At 71.9% G+C, this 20,482-nt stretch carries 21 protein-coding genes; 11 read left to right on the top strand and 10 right to left on the bottom strand.

The window, feature by feature from the left end:
* The first annotated feature begins 46 nt into the window (after nucleotides 1-46).
* The gene (gene mscL, locus DEJ09_RS14580) at nucleotides 47-544 is read left to right on the top strand and encodes a large conductance mechanosensitive channel protein MscL (RefSeq protein WP_111089062.1); all 498 of its coding nucleotides are present in this window, start codon (nucleotides 47-49) and stop codon (nucleotides 542-544) included.
* 96 nt (nucleotides 545-640) lie between these two features.
* Here the strand turns inward: mscL and DEJ09_RS14575 are convergent, their stop codons facing one another.
* Together DEJ09_RS14575 and DEJ09_RS14565 are read right to left on the bottom strand one after the other, a co-directional pair.
* Nucleotides 641-1,225, bottom strand: coding sequence for a CDP-alcohol phosphatidyltransferase family protein (locus DEJ09_RS14575; RefSeq protein ID WP_051596961.1), 585 nt, complete (start codon nucleotides 1,223-1,225; stop codon nucleotides 641-643).
* A 302-nt stretch (nucleotides 1,226-1,527) separates the two neighbouring features.
* Nucleotides 1,528-5,355, bottom strand: a complete 3,828-nt coding sequence (locus DEJ09_RS14565) for an ATP-binding protein (protein ID WP_111089061.1) — start codon at nucleotides 5,353-5,355, stop codon at nucleotides 1,528-1,530.
* 185 nt (nucleotides 5,356-5,540) lie between these two features.
* Between DEJ09_RS14565 and DEJ09_RS14560 the strand changes: the two genes are divergently transcribed.
* The 3 genes from DEJ09_RS14560 to DEJ09_RS14550 all read left to right on the top strand — a co-directional run bounded on the left by DEJ09_RS14560 (nucleotide 5,541) and on the right by DEJ09_RS14550 (nucleotide 7,958).
* Nucleotides 5,541-6,413, top strand: a complete 873-nt coding sequence (locus DEJ09_RS14560) for a CoA ester lyase (RefSeq protein WP_017887994.1) — start codon at nucleotides 5,541-5,543, stop codon at nucleotides 6,411-6,413.
* A gap of 10 nt (nucleotides 6,414-6,423) precedes the next feature.
* On the top strand, nucleotides 6,424-6,891 hold the full coding sequence (locus tag DEJ09_RS14555; protein WP_111089060.1) for a DUF6264 family protein: 468 nt from the start codon (nucleotides 6,424-6,426) through the stop codon (nucleotides 6,889-6,891).
* Nucleotides 6,892-7,079: 188 nt separating this feature from the next.
* The gene (locus tag DEJ09_RS14550; protein ID WP_071244093.1) at nucleotides 7,080-7,958 is read left to right on the top strand and encodes an aldo/keto reductase; all 879 of its coding nucleotides are present in this window, start codon (nucleotides 7,080-7,082) and stop codon (nucleotides 7,956-7,958) included.
* Nucleotides 7,959-8,051: 93 nt separating this feature from the next.
* On the opposite strand, the gene DEJ09_RS14545 is transcribed toward DEJ09_RS14550, so the two are convergent.
* Together DEJ09_RS14545 and DEJ09_RS14540 are read right to left on the bottom strand one after the other, a co-directional pair.
* Nucleotides 8,052-8,540, bottom strand: a complete 489-nt coding sequence (locus DEJ09_RS14545) for a hypothetical protein (RefSeq protein WP_111089059.1) — start codon at nucleotides 8,538-8,540, stop codon at nucleotides 8,052-8,054.
* Entirely contained in the window at nucleotides 8,540-8,947 is a 408-nt protein-coding gene (locus DEJ09_RS14540; protein WP_071404030.1) for a hypothetical protein, read from the bottom strand. The genes DEJ09_RS14545 and DEJ09_RS14540 overlap by 1 nt, the downstream gene beginning before the upstream one ends.
* A gap of 148 nt (nucleotides 8,948-9,095) precedes the next feature.
* On the opposite strand from DEJ09_RS14540, the gene DEJ09_RS14535 reads away from it, so the two are divergent.
* Nucleotides 9,096-10,061 (top strand): NAD(P)H-quinone oxidoreductase, encoded by a 966-nt coding sequence (locus DEJ09_RS14535; RefSeq protein ID WP_111089058.1) that lies wholly within the window; start codon nucleotides 9,096-9,098, stop codon nucleotides 10,059-10,061.
* On the opposite strand, the gene DEJ09_RS14530 is transcribed toward DEJ09_RS14535, so the two are convergent.
* The 6 genes from DEJ09_RS14530 to DEJ09_RS14505 form a co-directional block, all read right to left on the bottom strand.
* Nucleotides 10,058-10,834: an amino acid ABC transporter ATP-binding protein gene (locus DEJ09_RS14530; protein ID WP_111089057.1), complete on the bottom strand. Its 777-nt coding sequence runs from the start codon at nucleotides 10,832-10,834 to the stop codon at nucleotides 10,058-10,060. The genes DEJ09_RS14535 and DEJ09_RS14530 overlap by 4 nt on opposite strands.
* Nucleotides 10,831-11,709, bottom strand: a complete 879-nt coding sequence (locus tag DEJ09_RS14525; RefSeq protein WP_110862374.1) for an amino acid ABC transporter permease — start codon at nucleotides 11,707-11,709, stop codon at nucleotides 10,831-10,833. Before DEJ09_RS14525 ends, DEJ09_RS14530 begins: the two co-directional genes overlap by 4 nt.
* 4 nt (nucleotides 11,710-11,713) lie before the next feature.
* A complete protein-coding gene (locus DEJ09_RS14520) occupies nucleotides 11,714-12,535 on the bottom strand; it encodes an ABC transporter substrate-binding protein (RefSeq protein ID WP_111038990.1) in 822 nt (273 codons plus the stop codon).
* An 83-nt stretch (nucleotides 12,536-12,618) separates the two neighbouring features.
* Nucleotides 12,619-13,137, bottom strand: a complete 519-nt coding sequence (locus DEJ09_RS14515; RefSeq protein WP_258373919.1) for a cupin domain-containing protein — start codon at nucleotides 13,135-13,137, stop codon at nucleotides 12,619-12,621.
* The gene (locus DEJ09_RS14510; protein ID WP_258373918.1) at nucleotides 13,134-14,519 is read right to left on the bottom strand and encodes an amidohydrolase family protein; all 1,386 of its coding nucleotides are present in this window, start codon (nucleotides 14,517-14,519) and stop codon (nucleotides 13,134-13,136) included. The genes DEJ09_RS14515 and DEJ09_RS14510 overlap by 4 nt, the downstream gene beginning before the upstream one ends.
* Nucleotides 14,516-16,237, bottom strand: coding sequence for an adenosylhomocysteinase (locus DEJ09_RS14505; protein WP_111089055.1), 1,722 nt, complete (start codon nucleotides 16,235-16,237; stop codon nucleotides 14,516-14,518). Before DEJ09_RS14505 ends, DEJ09_RS14510 begins: the two co-directional genes overlap by 4 nt.
* Before the next feature lie 81 nt (nucleotides 16,238-16,318).
* On the opposite strand from DEJ09_RS14505, the gene DEJ09_RS14500 reads away from it, so the two are divergent.
* The 6 genes from DEJ09_RS14500 to DEJ09_RS14475 all read left to right on the top strand — a co-directional run bounded on the left by DEJ09_RS14500 (nucleotide 16,319) and on the right by DEJ09_RS14475 (nucleotide 20,423).
* The gene (locus DEJ09_RS14500; RefSeq protein WP_111024318.1) at nucleotides 16,319-16,588 is read left to right on the top strand and encodes a glutaredoxin family protein; all 270 of its coding nucleotides are present in this window, start codon (nucleotides 16,319-16,321) and stop codon (nucleotides 16,586-16,588) included.
* 136 nt (nucleotides 16,589-16,724) lie between these two features.
* Nucleotides 16,725-17,609 carry an amidohydrolase gene (locus DEJ09_RS14495; protein WP_111089054.1) on the top strand — a complete coding sequence of 295 codons (885 nt, stop codon included), beginning with the start codon at nucleotides 16,725-16,727 and terminating at the stop codon, nucleotides 17,607-17,609.
* A gap of 42 nt (nucleotides 17,610-17,651) precedes the next feature.
* On the top strand, nucleotides 17,652-18,500 hold the full coding sequence (locus tag DEJ09_RS14490; protein ID WP_111089053.1) for a fumarylacetoacetate hydrolase family protein: 849 nt from the start codon (nucleotides 17,652-17,654) through the stop codon (nucleotides 18,498-18,500).
* Nucleotides 18,500-19,273 carry an SDR family NAD(P)-dependent oxidoreductase gene (locus DEJ09_RS14485; RefSeq protein WP_258373917.1) on the top strand — a complete coding sequence of 258 codons (774 nt, stop codon included), beginning with the start codon at nucleotides 18,500-18,502 and terminating at the stop codon, nucleotides 19,271-19,273. Before DEJ09_RS14490 ends, DEJ09_RS14485 begins: the two co-directional genes overlap by 1 nt.
* A 100-nt stretch (nucleotides 19,274-19,373) precedes the next feature.
* Complete coding sequence (locus DEJ09_RS14480; protein WP_110862381.1) at nucleotides 19,374-20,051, top strand: FadR/GntR family transcriptional regulator; 678 nt, start codon at nucleotides 19,374-19,376, stop codon at nucleotides 20,049-20,051.
* A gap of 96 nt (nucleotides 20,052-20,147) precedes the next feature.
* Nucleotides 20,148-20,423, top strand: a complete 276-nt coding sequence (locus tag DEJ09_RS14475; protein WP_110865416.1) for a GlsB/YeaQ/YmgE family stress response membrane protein — start codon at nucleotides 20,148-20,150, stop codon at nucleotides 20,421-20,423.
* The last annotated feature ends 59 nt before the right edge of the window (nucleotides 20,424-20,482 follow it).

Genomic DNA, 20,482 nt, shown 5'->3' with positions numbered 1-20,482 from the left:
GCGTCGCCACTCGGCGGCCGTCCTCGACCCGGAAGGAGACCCTCGCATGAAGGGCTTCAAGGAGTTCCTGCTCCGCGGCAACGTCATCGACCTGGCCGTCGCAGTCGTCATCGGTGCGGCGTTCACCGCGATCGTCAGCACGATCGTCACCAGCCTCATCAACCCGCTCATCGGTGCGGTGTTCAACGCGTCGAGCCTGGACAAGGCGCTCATCGTCTACATCCCGACGGTGTCCGGCGGCAAGCCGGCGGAGATCCTCTTCGGCGCGATCATCGGCGCGGTCATCAACTTCGTCATCGTCGCCGCGGTCGTGTACTTCGCGCTCGTCGTGCCCGTCAACCACCTGAAGAAGGTGGCGTTCGAGCGTGTCAAGAACGACGAGCAGCAGACCCCGCAGGACGTGCCCCCGACCGACGTCGAGGTGCTGCTCGAGATCCGCGACCTGCTCCGCCCGCAGAACGGCGGCGCGACCAGCACGGGCGCACACATCGCCCCGTCGAACGCTCCCGAGGGGCCCGGCATCGGCGGCTCGACGAAGCTCTAGCCCCGGCGCCTTCGCACGACACCGGTGTTCCCGCTCTGCACCCCCGCAAACCGCGGTGCGCAGCGTGAACACCGGTGTTTTGCGAAGAGGGGCCCGTCAGGCGGCGGGGACCGCGCGGCGCTTCGCGAACATCGCGACGGCGTACTGCGCGCCGGCGAGCACGTGCCCCGCGGTGCCGAGGTACACGAACACCAGGGCCACGACCCGGACCCACGGCGCGTTCTCGTCGACGGTGTGCACCGCGGAGAACAGCAGCACCGGCAGCCCGACGAACAGCAGGGCCGAGCGGATCTTGCCCGTCCACGTGACGTCGAGGTCCGGGTTGCCGTGGAACAGCACGCTCGACAGGACGACGAGCACCAGGTCGACGAGCACGACGACGGCCACCACCCACCAGGGCAGCAGGCCGACGAGCACCAGGGACAGCACGATCGCGATGATGGCCAGGCGGTCGGCGACGGGGTCGATGGCCTTGCCGAGCTTGGAGCCCTGGTCGAACTTGCGCGCGATGAAGCCGTCCGCCCAGTCGCTCACGCCGATCACGACGAGGGCGACGAGCGCCCACCCCGGGTGGCCGGCGACGACGAGGCCGATGAACACCGGGATCAGCACGAGGCGGAACAGCGTGATCAGATTCGGCCAGGTCTGCCAGTCGGGGCGCTGTCGCGCGGTGTCAGTCATCACGGGCCAGGCTACCGGTTACCAGTGCGGGGGGACGTCGCGCCGGAGCTGGTCGTCGTTCTCACCGTCGCGGTGCCGCGCCGGTTCCGGCGGCGGCGTCGGGTCGTAGCCCGCCACCGGCTGGGTGGTGACGCGTCTGCGGCGCCGCACCGGGCCTCCCGGCTGGTCCGCCGTCTCGCCTCCGTCAGCGGCGGGACGGACGGGAGGCGCGGCTGACGACGCGTCGTCGACCCGCGTCCACGTGCCCACCAGCTGGTCCGTCTCCGGCGTCACCGGACCGGCGGGCCGAGAGGCCCGACGGCTCATCGGCGGGCGGGGATCGGCGGGATCGAGATCTCCTGGGTGGCACCGCGGTCGACCCCAAGTACGGACGCGACGGTGTCGGCGACGCGGTCCGGGTCGGAGAACAGCTGGAACGCGTGCACGCGCACGTAGTGCCAACCGAGTCGGCGGAGCACCTCGGGGCGCAGGCGCAGGGACTCGCGCAGCGACCCCTTGACCAGCGACGCGTCGGTCTCGATCGTGACGCAGACCCCGCCGTGCGCGGCGACGAGGCCGAGCTTGCCGCGGTGTCCGAGCGCCACCGGGATGCCACGCATCTCGAGGCGCCGGGCCAGGTCGACGAGCAGCGGGTCGGAGTCGTCCGGCACGTACTCGGCGGTGGTGCGCGCACGCACCTCGGCCAGGATCTCGGCGAGGGCGACGGTGCCGTGGCCCATGCGCTCGGCCTCGATGTCCGACGGCTGGAAGCAGGTGACGATGACCATCGAGCGACGCGCACGGGTCATGGCGACGGCCAGCAGCCGCTCGCCGCCGGGCTTGCCGAGCGGACCGAAGTCGCGCAGCACGCGGCCGTGCGGGGTCCGGCCGTAGCCGATGGAGAACACGACGCGGTCGCGGCTCTGCGCCACCGACTGCTCGAGCGTCGCCACGATGAACGGCTCGGCGCGGTCGCCGATGACGAACTCGGTCAGGTCCTTGTGGCCCTGGGCGGCGGTCAGCACGGCCTGCTCGACGCGCACGGCGTGCTTCGCCGATGCGGTGATGACCATGAGCGACTCGGTCGGACGGGTGCGAGCGTGGTCGATGACGAGGCGGACCACGCGGTCCACCTCGGCGTCGACGCTCTCGACGGCACCGGACTCGGGGTCGGGCACGGCCTTGCCGTCGCTGACGTAGTCGAGCGCGATCGAGCCGTGGCCGAGGAACGAGCCGGCCCACGGCAGGGACTCGATCTTGCCGCCGTAGAAGCGACGGTTCACGAGCTCGGCCAGGTCCTCGCCGCCGGCGCGGTACGACCGCGACAGTGACAGGGTCGGCAGCAGGGTGGACAGCTTCGCCAGGGCGGAGTCGGCGTGGAACGCGTCGAGCGTGCCCTCGTCGACCTGCAGCGCCCGGTGCTCGGGGTCCACGGCGATGCGGAACGGCGACGGCGTCTGGGTGACCGGGTCGCCGAACACGACGGTCTGCCGGGCACGTCGGACGGCACCGACGGTCTCGGCGATCGTCACGGCGCCGGCGTCGACCAGGATCACGGTGTCGAACGGCATCGTGTCGGCGATCTGCGGCACCTCGTACGGGCTGGCGAGCCAGACGGGTGCGATCGACCGGGACAGGTGCGGTGCGGAGTCCTGCAGCAGGCGCGAGGTGATCGCGCCGTCGCGGAGCTGGGTCTTGAGCGCGGTCGCTTCTTCGGGCCAGTCGACGAGACCGACCTTCCAGTTCTCGGCGAGCTGCCACGCCAGGCCCTGGGAGACCCCGGCCGCGTGGGCGTCGTCCACCAGGCGGAAGTCGGCCTCGACCCGGTCGAGCATGTCGGTGTTGGCGCCGAGCAGCGCCCGGTCGGACTCGAGCATGGTCTCGAGGGCGGACTGCCACCAGGCGAGCTCGAGCTCGGCCGGCACCTGCACGTCCGGCACGTGCCGGTTCGCCAGGTCGGTGATGAGCGGTTCGAGCTGCAGGTCGCGCAGGGTCTGCATGAGCTCGGTGCGCTCCTGCAGGTTGTGCAGGACGTCGGACTCGGCGGCGAGCTCGGCGATGGTCGGGACGAGCTGGTCGACCGGGGTGTTCGCGAGCTGGCGGTCCCGCTCGGTGCGGCCCAGCGGATCGTCGAGGCGCGCGAGGTCCTCGGCGACGTTCGAGAACAGCACCTGGACGTCGGCGATGCCCGTGGGCACCTCGGGGTTCACGCCGGCGGCGACGTAGCGCTGCCAGAGCACCCGCTGCTGCTGGACGCGGGTCAGGGCCTCGTGCAGGTCGGACACGTGCACGCCCGGTCGGACGTACTCGCGGGCGAGCTTCTTGAGCCGGCGACGGTTCGTCGACGACATCGGGGCGCCCTCGCCGCGGGGGGCGGTGGCGGCCACGAGCTCGGACACCGAGCGGTCGAAGACCACCGGCAGGAAGCGGTCGAGCGTGTCGCGGATCTCGGTGAGCAGGCGCAGGTAGATGCCGAGCTCGTTGATCGTCGTGAACTGGCGCATGTGCGTCGAGCTCACCAGGTCGTGGGCGCGGCGGAGCAGGGTCGGCAGGCCGTCGGCGTCGAGGTCCTTCGCGATGCGGTGCGCACGCTGGGCACCGTCGCTCGAACCGAACTTCGCGCCGTACCAGGGCGAGTCGTCGGGCCCGTAGCGGAACTCACCGAGGTTCGCAGCGCTGACCATCGTCTCGGCGACGCGCGAGCGGCCCTCGACCATCGAGGCGACGGACTGCTTCGACAGGCGCGCGGTGGTCGACGGGGCGACGGGCAGCAGCGACAGGCGCGACAGCTCCACCAGGCAGTCGAGCACCGAGACGCCGAAGTCGGGGTCCTTGCGGGTGAGCGAGCCCCGGTAGTCCTTGAGCACCTTGCGCAGGCGGACCAGGGCGTCGTCGACCTCGCGGAGGTTCGGACGCGCGGCCTTCTCGTTCCGGGCGATGGCACGGACGACGTCACGGCGCAGGGTCGACGGCGTGACCGCGACCCCGGGCAGCTGGACCTCGCCGAAGCGGGCGGCGATGCCCCGCAGGGTGGCGCGGCGCGGGCTCACGACGAGCACGCGCTTGTTCGCGGCGACCAGGCCACCCAGGGCGTTCACGATGGTCTGCGTGCCACCGGTGCCCGGCAGGGTCTTCACGACGATGGAGTTGCCGGCCGTGATCTGCGCGATCACGTTCTCCTGCTCGTCGTCGGCGTCGAGCAGGAGTGTGTCGGTCTCCGGGCTGCGCTCGTCCGACGGGGTCTGCTCGACCGGGTGGTAGGACTGCTCGACCTGCCACTTCGCGCTCGGGTTGCCGGCGAGGGCGTCGAGCACGGGGTGCGACAGGTCGCCGGTGTCCTCGACCATGCCGGTCGCGACCTCGGCGAAGGTGGACACCACGAGGCGTGCGTGCACTGAGAAGCCGGGGATGTGCGCGGTCAGACCACGCAGGCGGTCGATGACGGGGTTCGGCGTGAAGGAGCCGTCCTGCTGCGCGAGGGCCACGAAGGACTGCGCGTCGAGGATGACCCCGAACTGCTCGTGCAGCGCGTCGGCGAGGCCCGGGTTGAGCACCGGTTCGCCGAGCAGGCGAACCTCGAAGTCGCGTCCGTGCCGGCGGATCGCCAGGGGGCGCAGGAGCACCGGGCCGCGGAACTGCTCGTCGCCGTGCTTCCAATCGGCCATGCCGATGCCGAGCTTCACGGCGTCGATGCCGCGCACGGTGGCCAGCTCGGTGCCCTTCGCCTCGACGTGTCCAGCGGCCACGCGGGCGGCACGGAGCGCCACCTCGTCGCGGATCAGGCTGGACAGCAGGGTCGTCTTGCCGGTGATGAACTGCGCGAGACCGCCCGGGTGGGTGGTCGAGAGCTCGATGCGGGCGCGCGGGTGGTCACTGAAGTGCGTGAGCGGGCTCGTGCCGCCGACACCGGTCAGCTGGGTGCGCCAGCCGTCCCACGTCGGTTCGGCCGCGTTGCCGGCCTGCAGCCGCGGGTCGCCGAGGCTGATCGCCTGCGGGCTCGTCATCTGCAGCTCCGGGCGGAGCGTGCGGTCCGGCTCGTCGTCGGTCCGTTCCTGGTCCACGTCCTGCTGCTCGTCTCGATCGTCGTCGGGGCGCGCGCGGGCACCCTCGACGGGGACGTCGTCGATCACGTCGTCCTCACCGTCGGTCACCCTGTCCGCTCGCCACACATCCGACACTGTAGGCGGAACCGGACGGCCTCTCTGGCAATGAACCGAGGTTTCGGGGTTTCCGCACGGACGTGACCGCCGTCCGGCCCGCCGTGCGCCACCGTCCGACCCGACGTGCGGCGCGCCCGATCCGACGGCGGCCCCGTCCGGTGTGGTACCAACGGGGCATGGCCATCGACGACCGCACCGCTCCGTCCGCCCCCACGCCGAACCGGCGTCGATCGGTCCCCGCCGAGATCTCACGGTCGTGGCTGCTGGTGTCCGGCACCGCCACCGACCGGTTCGACAAGTCCCAGCGCTCCCGCGCCGACCAGATCATCCTGGACATCGAGGACGCCGTCGACCCCGCCGCCAAGCCCTCGGCCCGGCAGGGCGTCGCCGCCTGGCTGGCCGGCGGTGGCGAGGCCTGGGTGCGCATCAACGACGTCACGACGGACTTCTGGGCGGACGACGTCGAGGAGCTCCGCGGCCTGCCCGGGCTGCAGGGCGTCATGCTCGCCAAGACCGAGTCCCCCGCCCAGGTCACCGACACCTGGCACCGGCTCGGCGGCCAGACGCCGGTGATCGCCCTGGTCGAGTCGGCCCTGGGCATCGAGGAGTCCGTGTCGATCGCCAAGGCGCAGGGCGCGTTCCGCCTGGCCTTCGGTTCCGGCGACTACCGCCGCGACACCGGGACCAGCGCCGACACGCTCGCGATGGCGTACCCGCGGTCGAAGCTGGTCGTCGCTTCGCGCGTCGGCGACCTTCCGGGCCCGATCGACGGCCCCACGGTCGGGTCGTCGCACCCGATCCTCCGCGAGCAGTCGCAGGTGGCGGTGTCGCTCGGCCTCACCGGCAAGCTCTGCCTGGACACCGAGCAGCTCCCCGTCATCAACGAGGTCATCTCCCCCACACCGACCGACGTCGCCTGGGCGCAGGACTTCCTCGACGACTTCGAGGCCCGCGGCCGGGTCATCCGCGACGGTTCCGACCTGCCGCGGCTCGGTCGGGCGCAGAAGATCCAGCGGCTCGCACAGGCGTTCGGGGTCGAGGCGCGGTAGGACTGCACGCATGACCTGGTCCAACGTCCCCGGCCCTCCGCCGCAGTCCTCCTCCGGTCCCACGGACGCGCAGCGCGCGGCGTGGGAGCGCGGTGGCACCACGCTGTTCCCGCCGGCGAAGCTCGCCGACCGGATCTCGACGGTGCTGCTCCTGGTGTTCGGTGCCGTCATGACCGCGATCACGGCGGTCGTCGGCATCGTCGCGATCGCCTCGGCCACGGCGGAGTGCGACGCCTCGTCGGGCTGCACGCCCGGCGGGTACTTCGGTGGCGCGGCCGTCGCGGTCGGTGGTGCCTTCGTCATCGGGGTCGCCACGATCGTGCTGTCGATCGGCGCGTGGATCCGGCGGAAGCCGTCGTGGTGGATCGCGGCGATCGGCTTCGTGCTCGCGATCGTCGTCATCGTGTGGGGCGGGGTCGTCTTCGCGAACGCCGTCGACAGCGGTTCCGCCTCGTCGTCGGTGTCCGCCAGCGCCTGACCGGCGCACCGACACCACCCTTCCGACCGGACGCCGTCGTCCGACGCCTGCCGGGTCCGAGAACGCGTGTGCGTTCCGGCCTGGAGGCGCGAAGGCGGGGCCGCCACGCGCCTCCAGTCCGCCTGTCGGTCACGGCCACGGCGTGACCACCTGGGCGTGCGAGCGCACCCCCGGCGCATGCTGGGCCGATGAAGCAACGAGTCATCGGAGACGTGTCCGTCAGTGCCATCGGTCTGGGCGGGATGCCCATGTCGATCGAGGGCCGACCGGACGAGCGTCAGTCCATCGCCACGATCCACGCAGCGCTCGAGAACGGTGTCACGCTCATCGACACCGCCGACGCGTACCACCTGGGCGGCCACGACGAGGTGGGGCACAACGAGGAGCTCATCGCGCGGGCCGTCCGGGAGTTCCACGACGACACCTCGGACGTCCTCATCGCGACGAAGGGCGGACACCTGCGCCCCGAGGCCGGCAACTGGGCGCAGAACGGGCACCCGGAGTACCTGAAGGAGGCGGCGAAGGCCTCGGCGAAGCGGCTCGGCGTCGAGCAGATCGGCCTGTACCAGTTCCACCGCCCCGACCCGGCAGTGCCGTACGCCGACTCGATCGGGGCGCTCGCCGAGCTGCTCGACGAGGGCGTCATCCGGATGGCGGGCATCTCGAACGCCGACCCGGACCAGATCCGCACCGCGAACGAGGTGCTCGGCGGACGCCTGGCGTCGGTGCAGAACCAGTACTCGCCGAAGTTCCGGTCGAGCGAGCCGGAACTCGAGCTGTGCGACGAGCTCGGCATCGCGTTCCTGCCGTGGAGCCCCCTCGGTGGCATCGGGAGCGCGGCGGACCTCGGCACGGCGTTCGAGGACTTCGCGTACATCGCCCGCGACCGTGGGGTCACCCCGCAGGTCATCGCCCTGGCGTGGGAGCTGCAGAAGAGCGACGTCGTCGTGCCGATCCCCGGTGCGTCGCGGCCGCAGTCGATCCTGAACTCGATCACGGCGCCGACCGTGCGGCTGCGGCCGGAGGACGTCGCACGCCTCGACGCCTCGCAGCCCGCGGCCGTCTGACGCCCGTTCCCCCGACGGGGGAAGCACGATGCCCCGCCGCTCCTGGTCCAGGAGCGGCGGGGCGTCGTCGTGCGTGGCCGGGCGTGTGCCCGCTCAGCTCTTGGCGGGGCAGACCGCCGAGACCTGGTCGAGCGTGGTCTGCACCTCGGACTGGGCCTTCGTGACCTCGGTGGAGTCCTCGGCCGCGCCGGAGCGGATGGCCGAGCTGTAGCCCTTGGCCGCGCCGGAGAAGTCCTCGAACGTGTCGTGCACCTGGTCGTTCGAGACCTTCGTCAGCGCCGAGTCGATGCGCTGGACGAACTCGTCGACGAGCGCCGCACGGGCCTTCGGCTCGGCCGGGGCAGAGCTGGAACCCTGCTCCTTGAGGAACGACGCGAGTTCGTTCTCGAGCAGCGAGCAGGCTTCCTGCTTGGTCTGGGCGGGTGCCGCTGCGGCGGTCTTCGAGGCCGACGGGGCGCTGGACGAGCCCGAGTCGCCGCCGGAGGAGCCGCCGTCGGACGAACCGCCGTCGCCGCCCGAGCAGCCGGCGAGCAGCGTGAGCGCGAGGCCGGCGGTGGCGAGCGCCGTGAGGGTACGGCGCATCAGGAGTTGCACTCCTTCTGGAACGCGTTGCCGGCGTCCTGCACCTTGGTGCTGGACTTCGTCAGGGCCGAGACGTCGGCAGACTGCGGGTCGTCGGCGATGTCCTCGATGTCGTCGACCAGGTCGCCGTACGCCTCTTCGAAGGCGTCGCCCTTGGCCTTCAGGTCGTCGTCCGACAGGTCGTCGACGCCGTCGGAGATCTTCTCGTCGAGCTCCTTGAGCTTCGTGACGGCGGCGTCCGGGTCGGACTGCAGGTTCGCGGCCTCGGACTGGACGCCCTGGGCGGCGGACTTGACGGTCTTCTCGAACTGCGTGCACTGCTCGGCCTTGGACGGCCCGGTCGAGCAACCGGCGAGCAGCGTGAGTGCGAGGCCGGCGGTGGCCAGCGCGATGAGCTTCTTGGGCATGGTGGAGAGTCCCCCTCGATCTGTCCGCACTCCCCCGGATGAGGTGCAGATCCGTCATCGAGCGTACAGGGAACATCCACAGGGGGACCGGCCGGGTTGTGGGCGACCGGCACCCGGCCGGAGGCACGTGGCGCGTACCGTCGAGGGCATGCGAGCCATCACGTTCGACGACGCTTCCATGTCCGTCACCGACCTGCCCGACCCGGAACCCGGTAGGGACGAGGTCCTGATCGAGGTCGCCGCTGCCGGCGTCAACAACGCCGACCTGCAGCAGCGCGCGGGGAACTACCCGCCGCCGCCCGGAGCCTCGCAGATCCTCGGGCTCGAGGTCTCCGGCACCGTGCGGGCCGTCGGTGCGGGCGTCACGACCGTGGCGGTGGGCGACCGGGTGTGCGCGCTGCTCTCCGGCGGCGGGTACGCGGCACTCGTGGTCGCGCCGGTCACGCAGGTGCTGCCGGTCCCCGATGGCGTCGACCTGGTCGAGGCGGCCGGGCTGCCCGAGGCCGCCTGCACCGTCTATTCCAACATCGGCATGCTCGCCGGGCTCCGACCGGGGCAGACGCTCCTGGTGCACGGCGGTACCGGCGGCATGGGGTCGCACGCGGTGCTGTGGGCGAAGGCCCTCGGTGCGACGGTGATCGCGACGAGCGGCGGCGACCGCAAGGTCGCCGCGTCCCGTGAGCTCGGCGCCGACCTGGTGGTCGACCACCGCACCGAGGACTTCGTGGAGCGCGTCATGGCGTTCACCGACGGTGTCGGCGTCGACGTGGTGCTCGACGTCGTCGGACCGTCCTACCTGGAGCGGAACCTGCAGGCCCTCGCCCCGAACGGGCACATCGCGGTCATCGCCTCGGGCAGCGGCCGCACCGCCGAGCTCGACTTCGGGGTGCTGATGCGGAAGCGCGCGACGATCAGCGGCACGACCCTGCGCGCACGGCCGCTCGCCGAGAAGGCCGCGATCGTCGAGGCGGTCCGCTACAACGTCTGGCCGCTGGTCGCCGACGGCCGGGTGCGCCCGGTCATCGACTCGGTGCTGCCCCTGGCCGAGGTCGAGGAGGCCCACCGCCGCGTGCGCGACGGCGAGGTGATCGGCAAGGTGCTGCTGACGCCCTAGGCGTGCACGCGGGCGAGGAACTCGACGAGCGCCGGGTGCTGCGGGTGGTCGAGGACGTCGGCGGGGGAACCCTGTTCGACGACCTCGCCGCGGTGCAGGAACACGATCCGGTCGGCGACGTTCCGCGCGAAGTGCATCTCGTGCGTCGTCATCAGGATCGTCGAACCCTGCCGCTTCAGCTCGGTGACCAGGTCGAGCACCTCGCCGACGAGCTGCGGGTCGAGGGCGCTCGTGACCTCATCGAGCAGCAGGAGTTCCGGGTCCGACGCGATCGCCCGGACGATCGCGACGCGCTGCTGCTGCCCACCGGACAGGCGGTCGGGGTACGCATCGGCGAACGAAGCGAGGCCGATCCGGTCGAGCAGCCGGCGCGCGGTGTCCTCGGCCTGGGCCCGTCCGATGCCGTGCACCTGGCGGGAGGCGAGCGTGACGTTGTCGAGCACGCTCATGTGCGGGAACAGGTTGAACTGCTGGAACACCACGCCGATGCGTGCTCGAACGGCGTCGACGGCGACGCGCGGGTCGGCGATGTCCGTGCCCTGCAGCAGGATCTCGCCGTCGTCGATGCCCTCGAGCAGGTTGACCGTCTTGAGCAGCGTCGACTTGCCGGAGCCCGAAGCCCCGATGACGCAGATGACCTGGTGGCGGTGGACCGTCAGGTCGATCCCGCGCAGGACCTCGTGCTCGCCGAAGGCCTTGCGCAACCCGCGCAGTTCGAGGACCGCGGCGTCCGTACCGGACGCACCACGGGCCTCCTGGTCGGCCTCGCTCATACGGTCCCTCCGATCTGCTCGCGCCGCTGCTGGCGACGCGCGATCGCGTCCGTGACGCGGATCAGCGGCAGGCTGATCACCACGAACAGCAGCCCGGCGACGAAGTACGGCGTGAAGTTGTAGGTCTCGGCCTGCGCGATCTGGGCGGAGCGGACCGCGTCGACGGCCCCGAGGATCGACACCAGGCCGACGTCCTTCTGCATCGACACGAAGTCGTTCATCAGCGCCGGGGTGACCTTGCGGATCGCCTGCGGCAGCACCACCAGCCGCAGGGTCTTGGCGTGCGAGAGTCCGAGCGACCGGGCGGCCAGGCGCTGCGAGGGGTGCACGGCCTCCATGCCGGCGCGGAGCACCTCGGCGATGTACGACGAGTAGGTCAGGGTGATCGCGATCGTGCCCCAGACCTCGGCGGGGAGCCGCGGGAACACCCCGAGCCCGGGGATGCCGTAGCCCACCAGGTAGAGCACGATGATGAGCGGCAGGCCACGGAACAGGTCCGTGTAGCCGGTCGCGAGCATCCGCAGCGGGAAGAACACCGGGTTGCGCAGGCCGCGGACGACCGCGAGCAGCGTGCCGAACACGGCGACGCCGATGGCGCTGAAGAACAGGATCCGGACGTTCAGCCAGAGGCCCAGCAGGATGTCCGGGAACGTGTCGACCGCGGTCTCCGGGTCGAAGAACGACTGCTGCACCGCTGCCCAGCCGGGGGTGTTCACGACGCCGAAGTACACGACGGCGAGCACGACCAGGGTGGAGACGACCGACACCACGACCGAGCGACGGCCACGCTGGCGGCGGTAGAGCCGACGCTCGAGCTCGACCTGGCTCGGCGCGGGTGCGGCGACCGGGGTGCCGGCCCCTGCTGGCAGGGTCATCCGGTTACTTCAGGACCGGCGTGCCGGTCTCCGACGACAGCCACTTGGTCTGCAGGTCCCGCAGGGTGCCGTCGTCGTCGAGGGTCTTCAGGGCCTTGTCGACCTTGCTCGTCAGCTCCGAGTCCTTCGGCAGGACGAAGCCGAACTGGTCGCCCTTGCCGTCGTCGGGGAACTGCGCGGACACGGTGCCGTCGTCGACCTGGGCCGAGGCCATGTAGAACGCCGTCGGCAGGTCGGTGACGATCGCGTCGATCTGCCCGGACTTGAGCGCGAGCACGGCGTCGTCGTTGGAGTTGAACACCTGCGGCGTGACACCGAGGACGTCCTTGACGCTCGCGATGCTCGTCGAACCGGTCGCGACGCCGATCGCGTCCTGCTTGAGGGCAGCGATCGTGGTGTCGCCGGCGGCCTTCGACCCGGAGGTCGTCACGACCGCCTGGGTCGTCGTGTAGTAGGCGCTCGACATGTCGACGGCCTTCTTGCGCTTCGCGTCGATCGAGAACTGCTGGACGTTGAGGTCCCAGTCCTTCGGGCCCGGCGCGATGGCACTGTCGAAGGTGCTGCGCTTCCACACGACGTCGGACTTGCCGTAGCCCATCTCCTTCGCGACCGCGTAGGCCACGGCGGACTCGAAGCCCTTGCCGGACTGCGGCTTGTTGTCCTCGACCCAGGGCGAGTACGCCGGGTCACCGGTGGCGATCGTGAGCTTGCCGTCGGTCACGGTGCCGTCGGCGTTGCTGCTGCCCCCGGCGGAGCAGGCCGACAGGGCGAGGGCGGCGACCGCGGCGGTGGCGACGGCGAGGGTGAAGCGGAGGGGACGGGTCACGGTCGGGCCTTCGTGCGAGGGGGGTGGGGGCAGGTCGAAGTGTACTTCGCGGTGGGATACCAACGCGAAACGGTGTCGCGGTGCTACTCGGCGGCAGAGTCCCCGTCGTCGGCCATCGTGAAGTCGTGGAACGAGAAGCCCGGCGACACCAGGCAGCTCAGCAGCACCTCGCCGTCGCCCGGGATCGTCCGCTGCCACACCCCGCCGCGCACGAACGCCTGCGCGTCGTTCACCCGGTCGCGTCCGGCGTCCGGGCCGAGGGTGATCGTCGCGCCGGGCTCGGGGACGTCACCGTCGCCGCCGAGCTGCAGGTCGACGGTGTCCGGCCCGTGCCACATCCAGATCTCGTCGCTCGTGACCCGGTGCCAGGCGGAGGCCTCGCCCGGGGGCAGCAGGAAGTGGATCAGGGTGGCGGCGGGACGCTCCCCCGCGGGGGTGGTGACCGTCGCCGGCGAGGTCCAGGTGCGGACGTACCAGCCGCCCTCGGGGTGCGGTTCCATGCCGAGGGCGATCGCGCGCTTCGGCACGTCGAGCCACTCGATCAGCTCACCGGTGACGGTTCGGCGCGCGGCCATTCCGGGGTGGGGTGCGGACTCGGTCATCGTTCCTCCTGGTGCGGTGTGGGGACGTCCATCTGCGGGGAAGCCGGTTCGGTGACGACGCCCGCCGCGGCGCGGACGACCCCACGGATCACGGTGGCGGCCGCCCGCCCGGCGCCGTCCTCGACGAGCTCGGCGAGCGCGTCCGGCACGGTCCGGGCGTCGACGTCGAAGACCGCCAGGTCGGCGCGCGCCCCGACGGCGAGGTGCCCGATGCGGTCCGACCCGACGGCGAGGCCCATCGCGTGCGCACCACCGAGGGTCGCCGCCGCGAGCAGCCGCTCGTGCAGGTCACGGTGCCCGTAGCCCTGGGCACGAGCGATGCGGTGGAGCGCGGTGACGTCGGCCATCAGGTCGAGGGACGGCGACGACGACAGGGAGTCGGTACCGATCGCGATCGGGCTGCCCTCGCGCAGGTAGTCGGCGACGGGCGGCGGGTCGAGGCCGATGACGGCGTTCGACCGCGGGCACAGTGCGACGGCGGTGCCCCGGGCACGCAGGAGGGCCCGGTCGGCGGCGGTCATGTACACCCCGTGGGCGATGTGGCAGTCCGGCCCGAGCACGCCGAGGCGGTCGACGAACGCGGTCGCGCTGGCACCGAAGCCCAGGGCCCGCAGCGCCCGGAACGACGGCACGTTCGCCAGGTGCCAGTCGTTCCCGTGGCCGACGCCGTCGACCCCGTCGAGCCCGGGGACCGGACCGAGGGCGGTGCGCTCCCCCTCGAACGCCGCTTCACCGAGGTGCAGGTGCAGTCGCAGACCGCGCTGCCGCACGATGTCGGGGAGCTCGAGCAGCGGGGCGACCTCGAGCGAGTACGGCGCGTGCGGGGACAGGCCGGCTCCGGGCGTCGTGGGGATCCGGTCGAGTTCGTCGAGCACCTGGTCGCGACCGTGCGACTGCCAGGCGTCGTTCTCCCAGTCCATCACCTCCCAGTACGCGATGCCGCCGAGGCCGGCGTCCTGCAGGGCGGTCGAGGCCTCGATGTCGGTGACGATGTCCGCGATGCTCGTGACGCCGGCCAGGATCGACGCCCGTGCACCGTCCGCGGCTTCGGCCCGCCAGTCGTGCGGTTCGGCGTACTCGACGTTGAACGCTGCGGCCCAGTCCTCGAAACCGCTGTACTGCTGTTGGCCGACACCGGACATGCCGGTGTACTGGAGGTGCGAGTGCGCGTTCACGAGTCCGGGCAGGAGCGCGCCACGCCACTGCCGCTCGGTGAAGGTCGCGTCGGACCCGGTGAGCTGGTCGATGACCCACGACCGGTCGCCGACGTGCAGGATACGGCCGTCCTGTACGGCGACCGCGCCGTCCGCGATCGGTGGCGCCGTCATCGGGACGACGACGCGCGCCGAGTGCACCGTGACCGGGTGCTGTCGGGCGCTCACGCCGGGTCTCCGAAACGGTGCGTCCGGACGTCCGGCTCGCGGTCCGCCGGGTGTTCAGGGGGAAGGCCGGGAGGCCCGACGTGCGTTCCGAACGCGGCGAGCGCCGCGCGGGCGGTCACGTCGTCGACCGCGGGGTCGATCGGCACGACGGCACGCTCCAGCTCGTCGCCGCGCTCCAGGAGCATCCGGACGGCGCCGAGCTGCACGGCGAACGACAGGTCCATGATCTCGACCGGGTTGCCCTCGGCCGCGGTGATGTTGATGCAGCCCCCGTCGTCGAGCACGATCGGCCCACCGTCGGACCCGGGGAACACGAACCGCTCGGCCTTCGGGCCCACGTCCTGGCGCCGGGCCCCGGCCGCGAGCGCGTCGTCGGTGGCGATCTCCTGGTCGACCCCGCCGGCGACGGCGAGGACCGCACCGTCCGCGCAGGCACGGAGCACCTCGAGGTCGATGGTGTCCGGCACCCCGGTGGCGCTCATCACGAGGTCGGCGTCACGCACCGCCTCGACGAGCGGGGCCACGGCGTACCCGGCGAACCGCGCCTGCAGGGCGCGGACCGGGTCGGTCTCGGCGACCGTCACCCGGAACCCGAGGGCGGTGAGCACCAGGGCGACCCCCTCGCCGACGTGCCCGAACCCGGCGACGACCGCCGCGCCTCCCGGCATCACCCGGTGCGTGCCGGACGCGAGCCCGTCGACCAGGTCGAGCACCGCGAACACCGTCGACTGCCCGGTGCCGTACCGGTTGTCGAAGAACGTCTTGGTGCGGGCGTCGTTCACCGCGATCACCGGGATGCCGAGCTCGCCACGCGCCGCAAGTACACGCAGGGGTCGCAGGCCGCTCGTGGTCTCCTCGGCGGCTCCGAGCATCGTCGGCAGCAGGTCGGGGCGTTCCTGGTGGGCGAGCCGGATGACGTGCGAGCCGTCGTCGAGCAGGATGTGCGGCGCGGTGTCGAGCATCGCGAGGGCCAGCTGCTTCTGCTCGGGGAGCGTCGCCGTGCTGCTCGCGAAGACCGCCAGGCCGGCGGACCGCAGTGCCTCGGCGACGGCGTCGTCGGTCTCGTCGGCGTGGGCGTAGACGACGACCTCGGCGCCGGCGTCACGGAGGAGCAGGCTCAGCACCGCCGTCTTGGGCTCGAGGAACATCGCGACGCCGATGGGGGTGCCGCGCAGGAGTCCGCCGTCGCGGAGCTCCGCGGCGACCGAGCGGGCGACCGGCATGGAACGTCGTGCCCAGCGCAAGCGGGCGTCCGCTGCGGGGTCGTCTTCGAGGTCGCGGCCGGTGGACACCAGGAACACGTCGTCGGAGAGCATCGGGACGGCGAGCACGCCGGGGCGGGCCGATGTGACGGGACCGAAGGCGTCCTCGTCGACGGCGGGCAGGTACCGGCCTGCGTCGATGACGACCAGCGTGGTGCCCCGCGGGCGGTCGGCGGCCTGCTCGACCGCGGGGGTCGACTCCTCGGGCGTGCCGAGGCACCAGAGCTGGTCGACGAGGTCGGACGGGTGCTGCCGGTGCTGGTGTTGGTGGTTCGGCTGCTCGGCCTCGCGCGCCCCGAGTGCGGTCAGCAGGTGCCGCAGTGCCGCGGCGTCACGGGGGTCACCGCCGACGATGCGGAACCGTCGGGCGGCGACGAGCAGGTTGGTCGCGGCGGCGAAGCGCCGGACGGCCGCCGAGGCCCAGGCCAGCGTCGCGGGATCGGGTGCTGGCGGCATGTGCCAATCGTAGGGCGAGCGGGGCGCGGGTCCGGCGGCGCTCCGGGAATGCCCGGGGGCGCTCCGACGTACTCTCTGCACATGAACGATGCGACGACTGCCCCCGACCGCGTGACCATGTTCGGTGCCGACTGGTGCCGCGACTGCCGTCGGTCCAAGGCGCTGCTCGACACCCTCGGCGTGGACTACGAGTACGTCGACGTGGAGCAGGACCTGTCCGCGGCCGACCGTGCCGAGGCGATCAGCGGCCGGAAGAACATCCCCGTCGTGGTGCTGCCCAACGGCAAGCACTTCGTCGAGCCGTCGGACGCCGAGCTGCGGGCCGAGCTGGAGGCCTCCGGCGTCGTCTGATCGGCGTTGGCGGTTGCGACTCCACGCGCCCAACGACACCTCACGGGCACTGTGGCGCATGAGGTGTCGCTGAGCGCGAGCGGTCGCCGCACCGGCACCCCGAGCGGACATCGGATGAATCGGGCATCATGAGCGCGTGATCATCGACGCTCACCATCACCTCTGGGATCCCGCCGACCGGCCGTACCCCTGGATGGACGACTCGGTCGCTCCGATCCGCCGCCGGTTCGACGTGGACGACCTCCGCGCCGCCACCCGGAGCACCGACGTCACCCGGACGATCGTCGTGCAGGCCGTGCACGACCCCGGCGAGACCGCCTGGCTCCTCGAGCAGCCCGAGCCGGTCGCCGGGGTCGTCGGCTGGGTGGACCTGACCGCCCCGGACGTCGTCGACCGGATCGCCGCACTGATCGCGGGGTCCGGCGGAGACCGGCCGGCCAGCACCCGCCTGGTCGGCATCCGCCACCAGGCGCACGACGAACCGGACCCGGACTGGCTCGCCCGGCCCGAGGTCGTTCGCGGGGTCCGTGCGGTGGCCGCCGCCGGCCTGGTGTTCGACGTGCTCGTCCGAGCGCGTGAGCACCGCGCTGCCCTCGCGCTGCTCGACGCCGTGCCCGAGGGATCGTTCGTCCTCGACCACGCCGGCAAACCCGACATCGCGGGCGGGGACCCCGGGTGGGCGGGCCGGATCGACGACTTCGCCGCGCGGCCGAACGTCGCCTGCAAGGTGTCCGGAATGTTCACCGAGGCCGGCCCGGAGTGGCGACGGCAGCCCGTCGACCGGTACGTCCGTGCGGTGGTCGAGCGGTTCGGCCCGGAGCGGTCGCTGTTCGGGTCGGACTGGCCCGTCTCGACGCTCGCCACGACCTACGACGACGTGGTGCGGCGGACCACCGACGCGCTGGCCGACCTGACCCCGGACGAACGGCAGTCGGTGCTGAGTCGGACGGCGGAGCGCACGTACCTGCATGGGAGGACCCTCAGCACCCGCGACCTTGTCGGCAACCCGGCGCAGACATAGGATGTCTCTGGTTGCGCCGGTGCAGCCGGAGAGCGAGGAACGATGCAGTTCGCACGACTCGGCCCCGCGGGCGGCGAGATCCCCGTCGCGGTCGACACCGACGGCGAGGTCCTCGACCTCCGGCCGATCACGACCGACATCGGCGGGGCCTTCCTGGCGTCCGACCCGGTCGCCCGCGTCCGGCACGCGCGGAGCGCCGAGGACCTCCGAGCACTGCCGGACGCCGAGGGTCTCCGCCGCGGTGCACCAGTGGCCCGTCCCGGCAAGGTCGTCTGCATCGGCCTGAACTACCGCGACCACGCCGCCGAGACCGGCGCCGAGATCCCGACCGAGCCGATCGTGTTCATGAAGGACCCGATGACGGTGATCGGCCCGGACGACGAGGTCCTGATCCCCCGCGGCAGCGAGAAGACCGACTGGGAGATCGAACTCGCCGTCGTCATCGGGCAGACCGCCCGCTACTGCGACTCCGACGAGGCCGCGAGCGCCTGCATCGCCGGCTACGCCATCGCCAACGACGTCTCCGAACGCGCATTCCAGCTCGAGCGCGGCGGCCAGTGGGACAAGGGGAAGTCCTGCGAGACGTTCAACCCGCTCGGCCCGTGGCTGGTCACCCCCGACCAGGTCGACCCGGCGGCGCTCGCACTCCGGCTCGCCGTCAACGGCGAGGTGCGGCAGGACGGCACCACCGCCGACATGATCTTCCGACCCGTCGAGATCGTCCGGTACCTGTCGCAGTTCATGGTGCTGTACCCGGGCGACGTCATCAGCACGGGCACACCGGCCGGGGTCGCCCTGGCCGGACACGCGCCGTACCTGCAGCCCGGCGACGTGGTCGAGCTCACCGCCGACGGGCTCGGCTCGCAGCGCCAAACAGTGGGAGCAGCCTGATGACCGACACCACCGCGACCGGGATGCCCAGCACCCACGCGGGTCTCCGCGCGATCGTCACCGGTGGTGCCTCCGGCATCGGCGCGGCCATCGCGGCCGCCCTGCACGAGCGGGGCGCAGCGGTCGCCGTGCTCGACCTGCAACCGTCCGCCGCCGAGGGACTCGTCTCCGTCACCTGCGACGTGTCGTCCGACGAGTCCGTCCGTGCCGCCGTCGCGTCGGCCGTCGACCAGCTCGGCGGTCTCGACGTGCTCGTCAACAACGCCGGCATCGGCGCCCAGGGGACGGTCGAGGACAACACCGACGACGAGTGGCGCCGCGTGTACGAGGTCAACGTGCTCGGCGCCGTGCGCCTGTCCCGCGCCGCGCTCCCCCACCTCCGAGCGTCGGACAGCGCGAGCATCGTCAACACGTGCTCCGTCGCGGCCACCGCCGGGCTGCCCCAGCGCGCGCTCTACTCCGCCACGAAGGGGGCGATCTCCGCACTCACCCGCGCGATGGCCGCCGACCACGTCCGCGAGGGCATCCGCGTCAACGCCGTCAACCCCGGCACCGCCGACACCCCGTGGATCGCGCGACTCCTGTCGTCCGCGGACGACCCGGCCGCCGAACGCGCCGCGCTCGAGGCACGCCAGCCGCACGGACGCCTGGTGCAGGCGGCGGAGGTCGCCGAGGCGGTCGCCTACCTGACGAGCCCGCTCGCCCGGTCGACGACGGGCGTCGAGCTGGCGGTCGACGGCGGGATGCAGGCGCTCCGGCTGCGGCCGGCCTGATGGTCGTCCCGCGGCTCAGCCGCACCGGCCTGGAGGCCCGTCCCGGGTATCGTCGGGACGTCCCGTCGCGCACGCGGCCGGGTCCACAGGAGGTGGTGACGTGGCGTCGTTGACCGACGATGCGATCGCACGCATCCAGCAGATGATCGTGAGCGGCGAGCTCCAACCCGGCCAGCGCCTCCCGCCCGAGAAGGAACTGAGCGAGTCGCTCGGGCTGTCCCGCAACAGCCTCCGTGAAGCGGTGAAGGCGCTCGAACTGATCCGCGTGCTCGACGTCCGACGCGGCGACGGCACCTACGTGACGTCGCTCGAACCGGGCGTCCTGCTCGAGGCGGTGTCGTTCGTCGTCGACATGCACCACGACCGGTCGCTCGTCGACCTGCTCGAGGTGCGCCGCATCCTGGAACCGGCGTCCGCCGTCCTGGCGACGGCCCGTGCCACGGAGCAGCAGATCGACGAACTCGCGACCCTGATGCAGTCCGTCGGCGAGGACACCGGCGTCGAGGACCTCGTCGCCCACGACCTGCTGTTCCACTCGACCATCGCGGGCATCGGCGGCAACCAGTACCTGTCCGGGCTGCTCGACGCCCTGTCGAGCAAGACGGTACGGGTGCGGGTGTGGCGCGGACTGACGCAGAACGGGTCGGTGCAGCGCACGCTCGACGAGCACGCGGCCATCGTCGACGCCATCCGGCGCCGCGATCCGCAGCTCGTACAGGCCCTCGTGGTGTCCCACGTCGAGGGTGTCGAGCGCTGGTTGCGGCGCTCCCTCGACTGAACCCGACAATCCTCCCAGGAACCTCGGAGTTGTGTCGGTCCTCGGCCCTGACTCCGGCAACCATGCCGCGGCAACCGCACCCACGAGGAGGACACCGTGCTCGGTCTCATCATCAGCTTGATCATCATCGGACTCATCGCCGGCGCTCTCGCCCGGCTCATCATCCCCGGCAAGCAGAACATCGGCATCCTCATGACGATCGTCCTGGGCATCGTCGGCTCGTTCGTCGGCGGGTTCCTCGGCTACCTGATCTTCAACCACGACGGGAACGACGGCTTCTTCCAGCCTGCCGGCATCATCGGCTCGATCATCGGCGCCATCATCGTGCTGTTCATCTACACGCGCGTCGCCGGCCGCGGTTCGCGCCGCTAGGTACCACGTGTTGCCGGTCCGACCGGCGCACCACCGAAGTCACCCCGAACCACGCAGAC

The sequence above is a fragment of the Curtobacterium sp. MCLR17_055 genome (assembly GCF_003234305.1).
Lineage (GTDB): Bacteria > Actinomycetota > Actinomycetes > Actinomycetales > Microbacteriaceae > Curtobacterium > Curtobacterium flaccumfaciens.
Note: the sequence above shows the minus strand (reverse complement) of the source record. Positions and strands in the feature narration are given on the sequence as shown.